We start from the raw sequence: 18,228 nt of genomic DNA, 5'->3' as shown, positions 1-18,228 counted from the left end.
GCCGACAGTTTAGCAAAAAGCCCCGTCTGACAAAATAAAAAGCCCCGCACGGTGGCGGGGCTGGAACGAATTACGTGTTTAATCAGTTACGTGATGACATCCCGAGAATGCTCAGCAGGCTGACAAACACGTTGTAGAGCGACACATACAGGCTGACCGTGGCGCGAATATAGTTGGTTTCGCCGCCGTGAATAATATTACTGGTCTCCCACAGGATCGCGCCCGCTGAGAACAGAATAAACAGGCAACTGATCGCCAGTGACAGCGCCGGAATTTGCAGGAACAGGTTCGCGATCACCGCCACCAGCAGCACAACAAAGCCCGCCATCATCATGCCCGACAGGAACGACATGTCTTTTCGCGTTGTCAGCACGTAAGCCGAACAACAGAAGAAGACCAGAGCCGTACCGCCAAGCGCCAGCATAATAATGTCACCGGCACCCACGGAAAGCAGGGAACTCAGCAACGGTCCGAGCGTGTAGCCCATGAAACCGGTCAGCGCGAAGGCTGATAAAATACCCGCCGGACTGTTCGCCGTGCGGTAAGTCAGGAACATCAGGCCATAGAAACCGACGATAGTCAGCAGGAAGCCTGGTGCAGGTAAGCGGAGAACTGTACTCGCCGTCGCAGTAATCGCCGAAACGCCGAGCGTCAGTGCTAACAGGAAATAAGTATTACGCAACTCCCGGTGTGTGCTTAACAACGAGCCTGCGCGTGATGACGTAGAGGCAGCGTAACGATCCATAATAAAATTCTCACTTTTAACAAAACGTTGGAGTCGGTGAAAATACAGTCAGACTGGAGTGTAAGTAGTTGCGTGACGTCATTAAAGACGTTTTACCCTTCTTTACCTCTCTAAGCGCCGCCAGGCGGGGTTTCCTGATGCCAAAATCGCCGTAATGATGCTTAAATCGCCGCTTAAGAACCGAATGCCTGTTTTTCAGGCAATTGAATGTAATCAGGCTTTACAACCCGATCGGCTATGTTTATAGTTCGCTTCGTTGCGGAGGGGTGGCCGAGCGGCTGAAGGCACCGGTCTTGAAAACCGGCGATGGGAAACCATTCAAGAGTTCGAATCTCTTCTCCTCCGCCATATACAACACAAGAAAGCTGCTAAGAAATTAGCGGCTTTTTTTGTCTCTGAAATTTGTGAAGCTGATTTAAATGCTCATTAAATCAACAAAGTAGACTGAAAATAATGTTTGCATCTTTTTTCCGGTCTTGTATACTACGCCCCGTACTGAACGACTGACGTCGCGAAGTGCTTGTTGTTTACGGAGGGGTGGCCGAGCGGCTGAAGGCACCGGTCTTGAAAACCGGCGATGGGAAACCATTCGAGAGTTCGAATCTCTCCTCCTCCGCCATAAACAACACATTGAAGCTGCTAAGCAATTAGCGGCTTTTTTTGTGTCTGAAATTCGTCTCACTCCGCAATGGCTGTATTTTCTTCGCCCGCTTCTATCTGCCCGTATTGCCGTGGCGAACAGCCGAGCGTCCGTTTAAACGCCGTGCTGAATGCACTTTCTGATTCATAACCCAATGACAATGCCACGCTGGAAACCGGCTCGTTGCCGTTTGCCAGCCGGTCTCCGGCCAGCAACATGCGCCAGCGCGTCAGATATTCCAGCGGCGCGCTGCCGACGGCCTGTTTAAATTTCAGTGAGAAGACCGAGCGCGACATGCCTGCGCGTTCTGCCAGCGTCTGAACCGTCCACCGGTGCGCGGGATTTTCATGCATCGCGTTCAGTGCTTTCGCTAATTGCTTATCCGCCAGTGCGGCAAACCATCCGCTGGCCCCGCGTTCTGGCGCGTTATCGACGTGCATCCGCAGCGCCTGCACCAGCATCATGTGCGCCATATGCTGCGCGATAAGCAAACCGCCGGGGCGTTCGTCGCGCAGTTCCTGCATCATCTGTTCCACCGCCCAGCGCAAACTGTCTTTGTCGGATTCTTTTGAGATATGCACAACCGGCGGCAGCATCGCCAGCAGGGTCGGGGCGTTGGCTCCGCTGACGGCAAAACGGCTGCCGGTCAGGAAGAAATCTTTGCCGCCATTACACGACACCGTGCCGCCGCCGCGCGCCTGTTCAAAAATCGGCCCTGCATCGACCGGTGAAATACTCAGATCGCTGGCAAGCCGGAAAGGGCGGCCGCTGGGCAACACGAAACAGTCTCCGGCTTTAAGATGGACCGGTTCAGGCACCGATTCGACGGCCAGCCAGCATTCGCCGGTAATAATCGCATTGCATTTAATTGACTGATAATGAGACGGAAATTGCACGGACCAGTCTCCACCGGCTTCAAAACCTTTGGACATATAGCTGCGTGGTTTGAGCAGCGACAACACATCAGAAAGTGGATCCATCAACGACTCCGGACGATTACAAAGATATTACGGACATTAGCGCATAGATCGTCTTTTCTCCAGCCCCTATATTTCATGGCGTAGTCTTTCATTTTTTCAGAGAACACAGAGGAAATTGCCATGCGTGTATTTGTAACAGGAGCAACAGGTTTTGTCGGTTCTGTGGTCGTGGAGGAATTGCTGCGCGCGGGCCATCAGGTGCTCGGGCTGGCCCGTTCGGACGCGTCAGCGCAGGCGCTGAAAGGGGCCGGAGCCGGTGTGATTCGCGGCAGTATTGAAGATCTGCAAAGCCTGAAAGCAGGCGCGGCGCAGTCCGACGGCGTGATCCACACTGCGTTCATTCATGATTTTTCTAAATTTATTGAGAACTGCGAAAAAGACCGGCTGGCAATAGGCGCGCTGGGAGAGGCGCTGGCGGGAACGGAAAAACCGCTGATCGTGACGTCCGGCACGGCGCTGGTGAATAACGGCCAGCGGGTGACGGAAAAGGATTTGCCGGATCCGCAGGGCGGAAATCCGCGCGTGGCGTCCGATCTGGCCGTCGCCGCGCTGGCAGAACAGGGCGTGCGGGTTTCGCTGGTGCGCCTGCCGCCGTCCGTGCATGGCGCGGGTGACCACGGTTTTGTGCCGATGATCATTGCGATGGCGCGGGAAAAAGGCGTGTCGGTGTACATTGGCGAAGGCAAAAATGTCTGGCCTGCGGTTCACCGGCTGGACGCGGCGAAAGTGTTCCGGCTGGCGCTGGAAAAGGGCGCGCATAATGCGGTTTATCATGCGAATGCCGAGGAAGGCGTGCCGTTCCGCGAGATTGCAGAAATGATCGGCAGACACCTGAATATTCCGGTGGAAAGCAAAACGGCAGAAGCCGCCGCGGCGCATTTTGGCTGGTTTACCCACTTCGCGGGGCTGAGTAATCCGACGTCCAGCGAACTGACCCGCAGGGTTTTAGGCTGGAAACCCGAGCATCAGGGCTTGCTGAAGGATATCGATACCGCCGGATACTTTGATTAATTCCTCACGCAAATCAGGCTGCGTTTGCAGCCTGATTTTAACGTCTCGCCGTGGTTTTTATGGTGTTAATTGCCTAAAAAACGCCCCGACTCACAAATCGGGAAGATAAAAACAATCCCTCATTGCCTGTCTGACGTTATGCGTTATGTTGATTTTTAGTTTCTCAAATGTAACTAGAGGTTAACAATAATGTCTAAAAAATTACGTCTGTCTCTGATTGCTGCTTCTGTACTGATGTCTTCCTCCGCAATGTCTGCCCTGCCGCAGGGCTATCCTGCGGATTACCAAAAAGTCGTCGATGCCGCGACCAAAGAAGGCAAAGTGGTGGTGTATTCCACCACCGACACCAAAGCTGCCGGCCCGCTGATCCAGGGTTTTGAGGCCACTTATCCGGGCATTAAAGTGGAATATAACGACATGAACAGCACCGAGCTGTACAACCGTTATATCAGCGAACAGGCGGCGGGCGGCACCAGCGGTGACGTGGTCTGGAGCTCTTCCATGGACACCGCGCTGAAGCTGGCGACTGATTACGCGCAGGAATACAAATCGCCTGAACAAGGCCAGTTGCCGAAATGGGCGGTGTGGAAAGACAAAGCCTACGGCACGACCTATGAACCGGTGGTGTTTATTTATAACAAACGCCTGATCCCGGCCGGTGATGTACCGGATTCCCACGCCGCGCTGGCAAAACTCATCGCCAGCCAGACCGAGAAGTTCAACAAAAAGGTCACCACTTACGATATCGAGAAATCCGGTCTTGGCTTCATGCTTTCCGTGCAGGATTTCAAAGCCGATCCGAACTATTTCAAAACGCTGGCTGACGTCGCCAAAGGCGGTTTAGCAGTGCAGTCTTCCACCGGCACCATGATGGAAAGGGTGTCTTCCGGTGAAAACCTGATTGGTTTTAACATTCTCGGTTCCTACGCCGAAGCCCGCGCCAAAACCGATCCGTCGCTCGGCATTTCCTATCCGAAGGATTACACCCTGGTGCTTTCGCGCGTTTCCTTCATCAGCCAGCAGGCCAAAAATGACAACGCCGCCAAACTGTGGCTGGACTACGTGTTGTCTGAAAAAGGGCAAACCATTCTGGCAAATCAGGCCGACATTCCGTCAATCCGCAACGATATCGAAGGTAAAAACGACATCGACGGCCTGACCAAACTGCTAGGCAATGCGCTCAAGCCAATCCCGGTCGATGAAACCCTGCTCGAATACCTGCAACAGAAAAAGCGTCTGGATTACATCAAAGAGTGGCGCGCCGCAGCACAAAAATAAGACTCACGGAGGCGTCCGCGCCTCCTGTTCTCTTACCTGATTTCGCTGTTCAGGGTTCCTAACCGAAGGGAAGTAACATGAATGCATTGCGCAGAAAGTGGCAAAGCTTGCCGCGTGGCATTGTGGTGCTGATAACCGCGCTGGTTATCTACATTCCGTTGTCGTTCATCGTGATACAAAGTTTTCTCTCCGCTCCGTTCTTTTCCCCGTCAAAAGAGTGGAGCCTCGAGTCTTTCGGATTCATTTTCACCGATCCGGATTTTTATAAGGCGCTGAGAAGCGGCTTTATTCTGGCCTTCGGGCTGGTGGTGATCGCCATTCCGCTGGGCGGTATTCTGGCGTTCCTGATGGTGCGCACCGATTTGCCGGGCCGCCGCGTGATTGAACCGCTGATCCTGGTGCCGATTTTCGTCTCGCCGATGGTATTAGGTTTCGGTTACGTCGTCGCCGCCGGGCCGGTCGGGTTCTTCTCGCTGTGGGCGCAGTCGCTGATCGGGTTTGTGCCGTGGAACATCTACGACATGTCGAGCATCGTGGTGATTGCCGGGCTGACGCACGTTCCGCACGCTTATCTGTACATCTCCTCGGCGCTGCGCAGCGTGGGTTCAGATGTGGAAGAAGCCGCGCGAACCGCCGGTGCCTCGCCGCTTCAGGTCATGACCGCCGTCAGTCTGCCGATGGTGCGTCCTTCCATTTTATACGCCACCGTATTGCTGTTTTTCCTCGGGCTGGAAGTCTTTGGGCTGATGCTGGTTCTCGGCGACCCGGAAGGCAACATGGTGCTGGCAACTTACCTGTATCAGCTGACCAACAAACTCGGGACGCCGTCTTATCATCTGATGGCCGCCGTCGCGGTGGTGCTGATTTGTATCACCATTCCGCTGGTGATGTTGCAGCGCCGCCTGATGCGAACGGCGAACCGCTTCGTGACCGTCAAAGGCAAAGCCTCTCAGGCGCGGGCGTTGCCGCTCGGGAAATGGCGCTGGGTGGCCGGTGCGGTGGTGGCGTTCTGGCTGACCGTCACAATTGGTGTGCCGCTGCTCGGCGTGATGCTTCGCGCGTTTATTTCTAACTGGGGCGTCGGTGTTTCCCTGTGGGATGAGCTGTCGTTCAACACCTTCCGCACGATCTGGGAACAGCCGAACCTGCTGCGCGCGATCGTCAACTCGATGGCAATTGGTGTCATCGGTGGTGCGCTGGCGGTGGCCTGTTATCTGTTTATCGGCATTGCGATGCACCGCAAACCGGACGGCGTCACGCGTTTCCTCGATTACAGTGTACTGGTACCGCGTGCGGTGCCGGGCTTGCTGGCCGGTCTGGCATTTTTGTGGGTATTTCTGTTCCTGCCAATGTGGCTGGATAACGCGCTCAAATCCGGCTGGCTTTCCGGGATGCCGTGGTCGCAATGGCTGCGCGACAACCTGGTGGTCTGGCTGCGTTCCCTGCGCAGTACCATTTTCAGCGTCTGGCTGGCCTACACCGTGGTGTGGATGGCGTACGGTCTGCGGCTGATCTCCTCCACGCTGTTGCAGGTCGGCCCTGAACTGGAAGAAGCGGCGCGCAGCACCGGCGCAACGCGCGGGCAGATTACCCGCCACGTCACTATCCCGTTGTCGCGCTACGGCCTGATTGGCTCGTGGTTGCTGATGTTCCTGATTTTCGAGCGCGAATATTCCACCGGTGTGTACCTCTTATCGCCGGGTACAGAAACCATCGGCTCAATGCTGGTTTCCCTGTGGGCGGCGGGTGCGATAGACATCGTTGCCGCGCTCTCCTTTATTAACATCCTGCTGGTGGTGTTAGGTCTGGGTATTGCCCTTCGTTTTGGAGTCAAATTACATGATTGAATTATCGGTCGAGAATCTGCACTTAACCTACGGCGACAACCCGGTGCTCAAAGGCGTGTCGATGGATCTCAAGCGCGGGGAAGTGGTGTCGTTGCTCGGGCCTTCCGGCAGTGGCAAAACCACGTTATTGCGCGCCGTCGCCGGGCTGGAAAAGCCGACGCAGGGCACCATTATCATCGGCAAAAACAAAGTCTACGACGGCACGCCGCGCAGCGAAATTCCTGCGGAAGAGCGCAACCTCGGGCTGGTCTTCCAGTCTTATGCGCTGTGGCCGCATAAAACCGTGTTCGAGAACGTGGCGTATCCGCTGAAACTGCGCAAAATCGCAGCGGGTGAAATCACTCAGCGCGTGCAGGATGTGCTGAATCAGCTCGGGCTGGGGCATCTGGGCAAACGCCATCCGCATCAGCTTTCCGGCGGACAGCAGCAACGCGTGGCGATTGGCCGGGCGCTGGTCTACAACCCGCCGGTGATTTTGCTCGATGAGCCGCTCTCCAACCTGGATGCCAAACTTCGCGAAGAAGCCCGCGTCTTCCTGCGTGAGCTGATCATCAAGCTGGGGCTGTCGGCGCTGATGGTCACGCACGATCAGAACGAAGCGATGGCAATTTCCGACCGCATTCTGCTGCTCAATAACGGCAAAATTGAGCAACAGGGTACGCCGCAGGAAATGTACGGTTCGCCAAAAACCTTGTTTACCGCGGAATTTATGGGCAGCAATAACCGCCTGCACGGGAAAATCACTGAAGTCCGCGACGGCAAAGCGCGGATCGAAGGCAGCGGCTGGACGCTGTGGGGGCAGGCGGGCGACGGCGTGCAAGCCGGTCAGGAAGGCACGGCGGTGATCCGCGTTGAGCGCGTGGTGCTGGCGGAGGGGCCGGGCGATAATCAGCTGGAATTACCGCTGCTCACCAGCATGTATCTCGGCGACCGCTGGGAGTATCTGTTCCGCACGTCCGGCGATGATTTTGTGATCCGTGCGTACGGCGCTGATGTACGCGATCCGCAGCATTGTCATCTGTCTTTGCCGGAGCAACATGTGTGGATCTTCCCTAAACAACAGGGAAGCACTCAGGGCGCTTGACACAAACAAGGGGAATCGACAGATTGGTTCCCCTTGTTTGTTTAAAACGGTTTTTCCATGACTCAGATTTCATCTTCCACCGCTAACAGCACCTTAAAAATTGTCAGCCTGGCCGACGTTCCTCAGTATCTGGACGTCGTGACCGAATACCTTCACGGTGAATGGTCTGACTTTCCTCACTGGGCCCAGAAAGAGTATATCCGCCAGCGGCTTATACAGCGGATGAACAGTCGCGGACGCCAGTGTGTGCTGATTGCGCTTGATGAAAATGACCAGGTTGTGGGCACGGCGGGCGTGATGCGTTACGAACTCAGCGATGTCGCGGAACGCAAATACTGGCTGGGCGAAGTGTTTACGCCGCGTCATCTGCGCGGAAAAGGGATTGGTACGGCGCTGGTTAAAGCCTGTATCAGCCGCTCGCGCGATGCCGGGCTGGAAACGCTCTGGCTGTACACGCCGGATCAGCAGGGGCTGTACGGGCGTCTTGGCTGGCAGGAAGTGGAAAACCGCGAAGTCGATAATGAACAGGTCACCGTGATGCAGCGTTCGCTCCGCTGAAGCTATTCATGCTCTTCCATTCAGGGGAACCGCGTCCTGCGGTTTCCTGAAATATTTCTGTCATTTCCTGCGCGTAAAATTCTGCCTCTTATCCAAATAATGCAGAATAATCATGATATTAACTTCTCATTCACGTATTGGTAAAATACCTTTCAACAGATTATTTCGATCTGTTTTCACAAAGCGTCCGCGGGGAATACTTTTCGGGGTAATTTGTGTTATCGCCCTGTTTTCTGCTTTACAGATTTTCTCCACCGTTGTGCTCACCAACATTCTTCAGGACGCGCGCAATAACGTTATTGCGACGGAAAACCTGCGTCAGCAACAGGCGGTGATGGATAAAGCCCGCATGGAACTGCTGATGGCCAGTGACAAACTCAACCGCGCAGGCATTTATTACATGCAGGATAAAGAAACCGGTTCTGACGGCAGCTGGCACAGCCTGATGCAGGAGTCGCTGGATTCCCTGACCGCCTCGCAAAAAGCGTTTGCCCGTTTCGACGGCATGACGAAGAACGCCGACAAAGCCACCGCCGAGCTTAAAGCCAGCTACCAGATGTTCTTTGACGGGCTGCGCGAACAGTCGGACGGTCTGCAAAAAAACAACACCATTGATTCCTTCTTTGAAGTACCGATTCAGGCATTTCAGGATGATTTCAGCCAGAAGTATTACGCCTATCTGGAGGTCAATGAACACACGGCGGTGTCGCTCAGCGACCGTTTGCTCAGCTCGCTGACGCAGGCAAAAACCTTATTTATGGGCGCGCTGGTCATTCTGGCGGTGATCGCCGTTCTGGTCTGGCGCGGCGTCACGGCCTGGATAATCCGCCCGCTGCAACGGATGATCGGGCATATCAGCGTGCTGGCCGCCGGGGATTTATCCCGCGACGTCGAAGACGATCATTCGCGTGTGATTGAAATGCGCGAACTGGGCGTAAGCCTGCGCAACATGCAGCGCGGCCTGCAAAAGCTGGTCAGTGAAGTGCGCGATGCGTCCTCGCACATCATGCTTAACATCAACCAGATGGCGAAAGGTAATGAAGAACTTTCCGCGCAGGCGGCCATTCAGAGCGAAGAACTGAAAGCGGCGACCGAACACATCACCCATCTGAATGAGCGGGTCAAAGAAAATGCCCTGCACGCGCAGCAGGCCAGTAAACGCGCCGAACAGGCAAAAGGCGTGGCGACGCGCGGCGGCGAAGTCATGGGGCAGGTGGACACGGCGATGAAAGAGATTGTCAGCCAGTCGACGGAAATGAGTAGCATCGTGTCGATGATCGACAGCGTGGCGTTCCAGACCAACATTCTTGCGCTGAATGCGGCCATCGAAGCAGCGCATGCCGGGCAGCACGGGCGCGGCTTTGCGGTGGTGGCAAAAGAAATCGGCCTGCTGGCGCAAAAAGCAGCCATTCCACACGCGGCATTCATCAGCTGATTGACGATTCCGTAGAGCAAATCGGACGCGGATCGGCGTCTGTCAGCGTTCTGAGCCAGAGCCTGGAGGAGATTATCAACATCTTCAACGGTCTGAGCGCGCTGGTGAATGAAATTTCAGAAGCGACGTTGTATCAGGGGCAAAGTGTTCACGATGTCTCCGAACGGATCACCGCGCTCAACCATGTGACGCTGCAAAACGGCAAACTGGCCGATCACGCGGCGGCATCTTCCCAGCAATTACTCGACCAGTCACAGCGGCTGGAAAGGGCGGTGGCGCGTTTCGGGCTGGCAGCGGCGTAAGTAAAGATTAGCTTTTATGCCAGACCAGCATGCTGCCTTCGCTGTGCCCGGTGACCGGATCGGTCGCCGGCAGCGGCACGGCTTTGACCGCCTTAGTGCGTGCGGCCAGCAGCGGCAGTTCGTCATGACACAAATCGGCTTTAATGTCCGGTGGATAAGCGCCGACCAGCATAAAATCCTCGTCGGCGGAAATCTGTTTATGGCCGATACCGGCGGGAAGTAACAGGACATCGCCGACTTTCACGTCAATAATCTTGCCGTGTTCGCCGCCGAGTTGCAGCTTGGCCGTGCCGGAAAAAACGCCCAGCGCTTCATGCGTATTTGAGTGGAAATGCGTGAATGTATAAACCGGATAACGCCACTGCGGCGGCCAGCCGTTGGAGCGGAAAAGGTGTTCAAGATAATCGGCGTTATCGACGGCATCGGGTGGGATCACGCGATGATAAATCAGTACCGGTAAGGAATTATTGGGTACGCCGCCATCGGGTTTATCAATCAGCAATGTGTCCATCGCGACCTCTCTGGGATCCGCAAAGCCTAAACGGGGGATCGGCAACAGGGCCATCAAACCCAGCAAAGTCACAAACCGGCGTCGGTCCAAATGCATCAGGAATAGCTCCTTGTCGCGCAATCAAAGACTTACATCATTCATGTATAGATCATAAATGGCGGGCTGGCCTCTTTTTACGCGCCATTTTTTTGCCCGCCGGAAAACGGTTAAATTCGCCACTACAGTTATCAGAAAAAACTTAAAAACTGTAGCAATCAACAAATATAAGTCATATTGGCTGGCTATATCGGCCATCTCTTCTAGTCTTAACAATACAAAAAAGACCTCAGGAGGAGATGTTATGAATAAGAAAATGTTAATTATGGTTGCTACAGCAGTTTCTGTACTGGCAGGGTGTCAGACTTACGATCGTGCAGCGAGTTACGTGAAAGAACCTGTCGTCAGCGACGTTAAAGTCGGCATGACCAAATCTCAGGTTCGTGCTATTGCAGGGCCACCGTCAACGGAAGCGACGCTGGTGCACGCGAAAGGGACTTGTCAGACTTACGCTGTCGCCCCGCGTGATGGTAAAGCGCAGACTTACTTCGTCAGCTTCAACGATACCGGTCATGTCATGAATAAAGGCTATCAGTCTTGTTCAGACTACGACAAAGATCCGCAGGCGGGTCAGTAATAGGGTCTGGCTTCTCCTCCGGCTAAGGGGGAGAAGCCTCATTCTCAGGCTTTCTCTGTCACAATCCTCACACCGACTTTACTCACCTGATTCCCGTCCATTTCTGCAATCGTCCACGTCAGCCCGTCCCATTCGATATGGTCACCGATGACCGGTTCGCCACCCAGCAGGCGGATAACAAAGTGTCCCAGCGTTTGTGACTGGTCAACGGAATCTTCCAGGTTCAGGCCATACAGTTGGGAAATCGCATCCAGCGGCGCATCGGCCTGCAAAATGAAATCCCCGAAGAAACGATCGTCGAGCACGACTTTATTGCTGTCGCTGAACAATTTACCCAGTTCCGGCAAATCCTTTTCCTGACCGATGACGCACAAAATATCGCCTTCCTTGAGCCGGGTGCTGCCGGTCGGATGCAACATTTCCTTACCGCGGAACAGGGCCGCAATCCGCGTCGCCTGCGGCATTTGCAGGTCACGCAGAGCCGCGCCGACGCACCATTTGTCGGAGCCGAGCTGATACACAAACTGTTCCCAGTCGTTATAAACGTCGATATCCAGCCCGACGCGGGAAATCGGCGTCGGCTGCGGTGGCACCAGCACTTTGGCTTTTTTGGCCGCATAACCCAGAGATGTGCCCTGAAGCAACAGCGACACGAGCACGATAAAGAACGCGACATTGAAATACAGCGTGGCGTTCGGCAGGCCAGCCATCATCGGGAAAACCGCCAGAATGATCGGCACCGCGCCGCGCAGGCCGACCCATGAGATAAAGAAACGCTCGCGCAGGGTGAAGTTTTTGAACGGGATCAGGCTGACAAACACCGACAGCGGGCGGGCCAGCAGGATCATCCACAGGGAAAGCGCCAGCGCTGCGAGGGCGATAGGCAGCAAGTCGCTCGGCGTCAGCAACAGGCCAAGTACCAGGAACATCCCGATCTGGCTCAGCCACGCCAGCCCGTCGAAGGTCTGCAAAATGCCGTGACGGTTGCGGACCGGCATATTGCCCAGCATCAGGCCGCACAGATAGACCGCCAGAATGCCGCTGCCTTCCAGCGCCATGGTGGCCGCATAAACCAGCAAGCCGCCGCTGAACGCCAGCAACGGATAGAGCCCGGCCGCCAGCGTAATCTTGTTGATGAGTTTATGCAGCAGCCAGCCGCCGCCAACGCCAAACACAATGCCGAGGCCAAACTGGCGCACGACGTCCACGACAAACATCAGGCTCAGCCCGTGTTCACCTTTGGAAATCATGTCGATAAGTGTGATGGTCAGGAAGACAGCCATCGGGTCATTGCTGCCGGATTCAATTTCTAAGGTGGCGCTGACGCGTTCGTTCAGGCCTTTTCCGCCGATCAGCGAAAACACCGCCGCCGCATCGGTGGAGCCGATAATCGCGCCAATCAGTAAACCCTGCATCAGATTGATGTGGAACAGCCAGGCGGCCGCCAGCCCGGTCAGCCCGGCGGTAATCAGCACACCGACTGTTGCCAGCGATAGCGCGGGCCAGAGGGCAACGCGAAAGGAGGAGGCGCGGGTGCGCATTCCGCCATCGAGCAAAATCACCGCCAGCGCCAGGTTACTGACCAGATACGCGGCCGGATAATTATCAAAGGCAATGCCACCGATCCCGTCGACGCCGGCCAGCATGCCGATCGCCAGGAAAATGACCAAAATAGGGATACCGAGCTTCGAAGAGAACGAACTGAGCAAAATGCTCGCTGCAACTAACAGGGCGCCAATAAAGAAAAGGGTATTAATCGTGCTGGCGTCCAAGAGAGATCTCCTTGTAAAGCTTTAAGGGCGCGGGGGAAGTGCGGTTGAGTCATCAATGACAACAGGTCTAATTTATCAGGAACATGAGCGTCTTGCTGAGGTCATTTAGGATTTTTATTAGTTGCACTTAAGAATAAAAAACTATGCTTAAAGATGAGCAATGTCCATGAGTAGTGAACACAATAGGAACTAAACATGAGTGAATATACCGGTGTACGCCGTGAGGTGCTGAAAGACGGCGCGATAAAACATGTGGTTATCCGCGATGCTGGCGGTACTGAACAGGCGATCGCAGCAAAAGATTACATTTCGCAAGGGATCCTGCCCGATCTGAATGAGTTGCCCGAAGTCAGTACGGATAACGAATTTCCGGTCGCCGGAAAAGGGTAAGCCCCCGCAGGGCACCTGCGGGGAAGGGGCTGTAGCCGGTTAAACCCCAAGCCGGTCGCGCAGTGAATAATAAGCAGCGCCGAGCATGGTAAACGGCACCTGGAGGTTGCGGCCACCGAAGAACGGCATGTGCGGCAGGCGGGCAAATGCGTCAAAACGTTCCGCATCGCCGCGCAGCACTTCGGTAATCAGCTTTCCGGCCAGATGCGTGAGCGTCACGCCGTGGCCGCTGTCGCCCTGCATATAGTAAATATTCTTTTCCAGCCGCCCGAACTGCGGCAGGCGGGAGAGTGTTAGCAGGAAATTGCCGCCCCAGCGGTAATCAATCTTCACACCTTTGAGCTGCGGGAACGTGCGGTTGAGCTTTGGCAGGATCACCGAATCAATGTTCGGCGGATTCTTCCCGCCGTAGGTCACGCCACCGCCGTACAGCATGCGGTTATCGGCAGTAAGACGGAAATAGTCGAGCAGATAGTTACAGTCTTCCACGCAATAATTATTCGGCAGCAGCGACAGCGCCATATCATCGGACAACGGCTCAGTGGCAACAATCTGCGAACCGCACGGCATGCTCAGGCGCGTCAGGCGCGGTGCAAGTTGCTGGCTCAGATACGCATTGCCCGCCAGAATCACATATTTCGCTTTGACCGTGCCTTTCGCCGTATGCGCGATGGCCGGTTCGCCGTGCTCGATGCGCGTGACCGCCGAGCCTTCAAAAATGCGTCCGCCGTGACGGCGTATCGCTTCGGCCTCGCCCAGCACCAGATTGAGCGGATGAATATGCCCGCCATTTTTATCCAGCAGCCCCCCGACATAACGGTCGGTGGCGATTTCGCGGCGAACCGCGCTCTCATCGAGCAGCGTCAGCTCGGTATGGCCGTAGCGGTTCCAGAGTTTTTGCTGGTCACGCAATTTATTGAGCTGTCTTGTGCTCAGCGCCGCAAAAATACAGCCGGGGCGGTAATCGCAGTCAATCGCGTACTGATCAATGCGCTGGCGGATGATATTGGCGCCTTCAAACATCATGCTGCCGAGCATGTCGGCGGTCTGGCGGCCATAGCGGTCTTCAATCACATCGATATCGCGGCTGTAAGAATTGACCACCTGACCGCCGTTGCGCCCGCTGGCGCCCCAGCCGACGCGCGCGGCTTCCAGCACCACCACGTCGTAACCGGCTTCGCACAGATATAACGCTGAAGAGATGCCGGTATAACCGGCACCGACAATACAAACGTCGCACTCAATATTGTCATTAAGCTCAGGCCACGGCGCGTGAGCGTTGACAGAACTTGCGTAATAGCTGTCGGTGTGAGGCGCACCGGCAGCGCGGGGACTTCCTGTTTGAGCACTCATGATGACATCCTTCTTTGGGTTCCCGTCGTCAGGCCCAGAACGCTGACAACTAGAAGGTATTAGGGGTATGTGCGCTGACTATCCTGCAAATCCGCGTCGAATTATTACTGAAACTGTGTGGGTTCGCGGTGTTAATGGCATAGCTTTGGCCCGCGCGCAGCGGGTAGCTCTGACCGTTGATGGTTAAGATGATTTCTCCTTCGAGCAGGGTGCCGACTTCCTCTCCCTGATGTTTAATTTTGTCGCCCGTTGTGCTGCCGGGTTGATAGGTTTCAAGCAGCATGGCGACCGCGTGGTTTGGCGTGCCGTTATGCACCATTCGCATGGAAACACCCCGGCTGCCGATCTCAATCAAATCTGCCGCATTAATGACGATTCTCGGTTCGTCACTTTTGCGTTCTTCGGCGAAAAACTCCGATAACGACAGCCCGTAAACCCGCAATAACTTTTGCAACGTACTGACGGCGGGGCTGACTTTGTCCTGTTCGATGGTACTGATGGCGCTGTGCGTCAGGCCAGACAACTCGGCGGCTTTACGTTGTGACATGCCCAGTTGCTGACGAATTTCAGAAAGCCGGCGACCAGGCGCCAGACTGACTTCGCTCATCCCTTTATTCCTCTTGTGCGCTCCGGGCCTGATGGCCTTTGCGACACGCCGCGATAAAAGCGTTAAACAGCTGACGGGAAACGGGATCCGTCAGGCTGTGCCATTCCGGATGCCACTGCACACCCAACGCAAACGGGTGACCGCGGACACTCACGGCTTCCACCAGATTGTCCGGCGCACGGGCTTCGACAGCCAGTTCTGCGCCCAGACGTTTCGCTCCCTGACCGTGCAGGGAATTCACCTGAAATTGCTGATAGTCGGGTAATAATTCTGAAAGTAAGCCGCCCGGTTCGATAAATACCGGATGCGCGGGATCGTACTGCGCGTCATGCGGCAATGACGTGTCTTCGCGGTGATCCATAAAGCCGGGTTCTTCGTGCACCTTGCGGTACAAACTGCCGCCGGTCGCGACCACCAGCTCCTGCAAACCACGGCACGCGGCAAACAGCGGAATCTTTTTATCCAGCGTGGCGCGAATTAGCTGCAAACTCAGACGGTCGCGGCCCGGATCGGCCAGCGCTTCAACACCTTCTTCACCGTACTGATGCGGCTCAATATTGCTCGGGCTGCCGGTGAGGAAAATGCCGTCCAGACCACGCAGTATCTGGTCTATCGCCCCGTCGCGTGCCGCCAGTTCGTGTGGCAGGCAAACGGGCAGGGCGTCGGCGTTAAAAATAGCGTCCAGATACTTCTCGTGGACGGTGAGCGCCGGGTTTTCATCCACCGTGTTTTCGCACATCACAACCCCAATAACCGGTCTGTAGCTTGTCTGTTTTCCTGCGGATGCCGTGGAAAATATATTGCCCATAATACCGCCTCTTTGAGTTGATGAATGTGTCGCCAGCGCGTGCCTCCCCGCACGCAAAGGGTCGTTATCTGTCAATAATAATGAACTCCTGTTGAACAATTTAGCAGCGCACTGATGGCTTTTCAAACTGATATGTTGCGTGATTGTAGGTGTTGCAAATAATTAATGTTACAGCTAGGGTTAATCATATGGCCTATATTTTGAGCACCCCGTGAGGATCCCGACTAATGAGAAGACTGCGTTGAACAGCACAATGAAACGGTAACGCATAACCGGCAGGCATCATGGTGGTGCCATTGACGCCGGAAACCAGCAAATGGCGGAAAACCTATGCAAACGACTGAACTGATGAACGATATTAAGAAAGAGATTAGCGAGAATGAGCCCCTTGCTAAGCCGGTGGAAGAGCGAAGTAGCGCGTTCCAGGATGAAGTATCTCAATACCTGGAGCGTCACCCGCTTACCCTGCACGTCGACGTCCTGCTCACCGATCTCAATGGTTCCTTCCGCGGCAAACGCATTCCTGTCTCCGCCCTGCGCAAACTCGAAAAAGGCTGTTATTTCCCGGCATCGGTCTTCGCCATGGACATTCTCGGTAATGTTGTGGAAGACGCCGGTTTAGGCCAGGAACTGGGCGAACCCGACCGCACCTGTATTCCCGTTCCCGGCACGTTAACGCCTTCGGCTTCTGACCCCGAACACATCGGCCAGCTGCTTCTCACCATGCTTGACGAAGATGGCACTCCCTTTAACGTTGAACCACGCAATGTGCTGAACCATATCTGGCAAACATTGCGCCAGCGGGGCTTATTCCCGGTGGTAGCGGTAGAGCTGGAGTTCTATCTGCTCGACAGGCAGCGGGACGCGGAAGGCTATATTCAGCCGCCGTGTACGCCCGGCACGCAGGAACGTAGCCTGCATACGCAGGTTTATTCCGTCGATAATCTTGATCACTTTGCCGATGTGCTCAGTGATATTGACCGTCTGGCGCACATCCAGGGTTTACCGGCGGATGGCGCGGTGGCGGAGTCCTCTCCGGGACAATTCGAAATCAATCTGCACCACAGCGAAAATATTCTGCGCGCCTGTGACCATGCCCTGATGCTTAAACGTCTGGTGCGGCTGGTGGCGGAAAATCATGAAATGGACGCCACTTTTATGGCGAAACCGTATGACGAATATGCGGGCAGCGGGATGCACATCCATCTCAGCGTGCTCGATGACAACGGCAAAAATCTGTTCGCCGACGCGAACGGTAAAGATTCCGCGCTGATGCAACGTTCGCTCGCCGGGATGATTGCCCTGATGCCCGCGTCGATGGCCGTTTTAGCGCCCAACGTGAACGCTTTCCGCCGCTTCCAGCCGGGCATGTATGTTCCGACGCAGGCGTCGTGGGGGCACAATAACCGCACCGTCGCACTGCGCGTGCCGTGCAGCGGAACCGCCGATCACCGTGTGGAATACCGCGTGGCCGGTGCCGATGCTAACCCGTATTTGGTGGTCGCCACCGTGCTGGCCGGGATGCTTTACGGGCTGGATAACGATTTGCCGCTGCCTGAACCGGTAACGGGAAACGGTCTGGAGCAGGAAGGGATCCCGCTGCCAATCCGCCAGAGCGACGCGTTGTATGATTTTGATGATCAGCCAGCGCTGAAGAAAATCCTCGGCGAACGTTTCTCGCAGGTCTATCACGCCTGTAAATCTGACGAACTGTTGCAGTTCGAACGGCGCGTGACAGAAACAGAGATCGACTGGATGCTTAAAAACGCCTGATCCTCATCATCTCTGGCGTTGCACCGGCGCTGGCCGGGCAAGATGTTTAAAATCGGAAAAGATTTTGTAACTCACCACCTCTGAATGTTGTCATTTATGCGTGATTTGTGCAAAATACGCAGCACTGCAGATAACCGACGCTTAAAGGCGCCGGTTATTTTTTTTGTATGTGCAGTACCCAAACTAATTCAACAGAGGCCGGACCCAGATCCGGATAGATAACAAGGTTCGTGTGCGACCCCAAATTAACAACGGTCGCCACTATGAGGAAATGTAACATGGGGCAATACTTCAAACCTGTACCGGTGCCCGCCGGTGCTTCTTTCAGCTGCGGCCACATTCGCACAGCCTTCACCTCCGTCATCAGCGATGTGAAGATCTACCCCCCGTTTACTGGTAATAACTCACGAAGTTTTCCCTGTACGTTGCTTTCAGAGGCGTTTAAACGCCCGGTGTCTGCA

Annotated in this window: 15 protein-coding genes, 2 tRNA genes and 1 pseudogene; 11 read left to right on the top strand and 7 right to left on the bottom strand. The window is 55.1% G+C overall.

Features of this window, described 5'->3' with window-relative positions; genetic code table 11:
* Positions 1–82 precede the first annotated feature (82 nt).
* Entirely contained in the window at positions 83–745 is a 663-nt protein-coding gene (gene yccA / locus J8X26_RS07955; protein WP_208950612.1) for an FtsH protease modulator YccA, read from the bottom strand.
* A 260-nt stretch (positions 746–1,005) separates the two neighbouring features.
* On the opposite strand from yccA, the gene J8X26_RS07950 reads away from it, so the two are divergent.
* A tRNA-Ser gene (locus J8X26_RS07950) sits at positions 1,006–1,093 on the top strand.
* Between the two features lie 183 nt (positions 1,094–1,276).
* Positions 1,277–1,364, top strand: a tRNA-Ser gene (locus J8X26_RS07945).
* A 59-nt stretch (positions 1,365–1,423) separates the two neighbouring features.
* On the opposite strand, the gene J8X26_RS07940 is transcribed toward J8X26_RS07945, so the two are convergent.
* Complete coding sequence (locus J8X26_RS07940; RefSeq protein WP_208950611.1) at positions 1,424–2,365, bottom strand: AraC family transcriptional regulator; 942 nt, start codon at positions 2,363–2,365, stop codon at positions 1,424–1,426.
* 120 nt (positions 2,366–2,485) lie between these two features.
* Between J8X26_RS07940 and J8X26_RS07935 the strand changes: the two genes are divergently transcribed.
* From J8X26_RS07935 to J8X26_RS07910, 6 genes and pseudogenes are all read left to right on the top strand, one after another.
* Positions 2,486–3,376 (top strand): SDR family oxidoreductase, encoded by an 891-nt coding sequence (locus J8X26_RS07935; protein WP_165058050.1) that lies wholly within the window; start codon positions 2,486–2,488, stop codon positions 3,374–3,376.
* 189 nt (positions 3,377–3,565) lie between these two features.
* On the top strand, positions 3,566–4,654 hold the full coding sequence (locus tag J8X26_RS07930) for an ABC transporter substrate-binding protein (RefSeq protein WP_152324115.1): 1,089 nt from the start codon (positions 3,566–3,568) through the stop codon (positions 4,652–4,654).
* Between the two features lie 77 nt (positions 4,655–4,731).
* Positions 4,732–6,501, top strand: a complete 1,770-nt coding sequence (locus J8X26_RS07925; protein ID WP_101075872.1) for an iron ABC transporter permease — start codon at positions 4,732–4,734, stop codon at positions 6,499–6,501.
* Positions 6,494–7,585 (top strand): ABC transporter ATP-binding protein, encoded by a 1,092-nt coding sequence (locus J8X26_RS07920; RefSeq protein WP_152324114.1) that lies wholly within the window; start codon positions 6,494–6,496, stop codon positions 7,583–7,585. Before J8X26_RS07925 ends, J8X26_RS07920 begins: the two co-directional genes overlap by 8 nt.
* 57 nt (positions 7,586–7,642) lie before the next feature.
* Positions 7,643–8,143 carry a GNAT family N-acetyltransferase gene (locus J8X26_RS07915; protein ID WP_208950610.1) on the top strand — a complete coding sequence of 167 codons (501 nt, stop codon included), beginning with the start codon at positions 7,643–7,645 and terminating at the stop codon, positions 8,141–8,143.
* Between the two features lie 112 nt (positions 8,144–8,255).
* A pseudogene (locus J8X26_RS07910) lies at positions 8,256–9,880 on the top strand (methyl-accepting chemotaxis protein).
* Positions 9,881–9,887: 7 nt separating this feature from the next.
* On the opposite strand, the gene J8X26_RS07905 reads toward J8X26_RS07910, so the two are convergent.
* Positions 9,888–10,487, bottom strand: a complete 600-nt coding sequence (locus tag J8X26_RS07905; RefSeq protein ID WP_152324111.1) for a cupin — start codon at positions 10,485–10,487, stop codon at positions 9,888–9,890.
* Positions 10,488–10,731: 244 nt separating this feature from the next.
* Between J8X26_RS07905 and osmE the strand changes: the two genes are divergently transcribed.
* The gene (gene osmE, locus J8X26_RS07900) at positions 10,732–11,064 is read left to right on the top strand and encodes an osmotically-inducible lipoprotein OsmE (RefSeq protein WP_152324110.1); all 333 of its coding nucleotides are present in this window, start codon (positions 10,732–10,734) and stop codon (positions 11,062–11,064) included.
* Between the two features lie 44 nt (positions 11,065–11,108).
* Here osmE and J8X26_RS07895 read toward each other — a convergent pair whose 3' ends face one another.
* A complete protein-coding gene (locus J8X26_RS07895) occupies positions 11,109–12,836 on the bottom strand; it encodes a potassium/proton antiporter (protein WP_165058046.1) in 1,728 nt (575 codons plus the stop codon).
* A 195-nt stretch (positions 12,837–13,031) separates the two neighbouring features.
* Here J8X26_RS07895 and J8X26_RS07890 point away from each other — a divergent pair, with 195 nt between their 5' ends.
* Positions 13,032–13,226 (top strand): hypothetical protein, encoded by a 195-nt coding sequence (locus tag J8X26_RS07890; RefSeq protein ID WP_101075866.1) that lies wholly within the window; start codon positions 13,032–13,034, stop codon positions 13,224–13,226.
* A 39-nt stretch (positions 13,227–13,265) separates the two neighbouring features.
* Here the strand turns inward: J8X26_RS07890 and J8X26_RS07885 are convergent, their stop codons facing one another.
* The 3 genes from J8X26_RS07885 to puuD are packed head-to-tail and all read right to left on the bottom strand — an operon-like array spanning position 13,266 to position 15,994.
* A complete protein-coding gene (locus J8X26_RS07885) occupies positions 13,266–14,579 on the bottom strand; it encodes an FAD-binding oxidoreductase (RefSeq protein WP_165058044.1) in 1,314 nt (437 codons plus the stop codon).
* Positions 14,580–14,628: 49 nt separating this feature from the next.
* On the bottom strand, positions 14,629–15,186 hold the full coding sequence (puuR, locus tag J8X26_RS07880) for an HTH-type transcriptional regulator PuuR (RefSeq protein ID WP_152324107.1): 558 nt from the start codon (positions 15,184–15,186) through the stop codon (positions 14,629–14,631).
* Positions 15,187–15,190: 4 nt separating this feature from the next.
* A complete protein-coding gene (puuD, locus tag J8X26_RS07875; RefSeq protein WP_208950609.1) occupies positions 15,191–15,994 on the bottom strand; it encodes a gamma-glutamyl-gamma-aminobutyrate hydrolase in 804 nt (267 codons plus the stop codon).
* A 348-nt stretch (positions 15,995–16,342) separates the two neighbouring features.
* Here puuD and J8X26_RS07870 point away from each other — a divergent pair, with 348 nt between their 5' ends.
* The gene (locus tag J8X26_RS07870) at positions 16,343–17,767 is read left to right on the top strand and encodes a glutamine synthetase family protein (protein WP_152324705.1); all 1,425 of its coding nucleotides are present in this window, start codon (positions 16,343–16,345) and stop codon (positions 17,765–17,767) included.
* Positions 17,768–18,228: the final 461 nt, after the last annotated feature.

It is taken from the genome of Rahnella sp. ChDrAdgB13 (assembly GCF_017655185.1).
In the GTDB taxonomy this organism is placed as follows: domain Bacteria; phylum Pseudomonadota; class Gammaproteobacteria; order Enterobacterales; family Enterobacteriaceae; genus Rahnella; species Rahnella contaminans.
The sequence above is the reverse complement of the archived record's forward strand: the minus strand, read 5'-3'. Positions and strand labels throughout refer to the sequence as shown.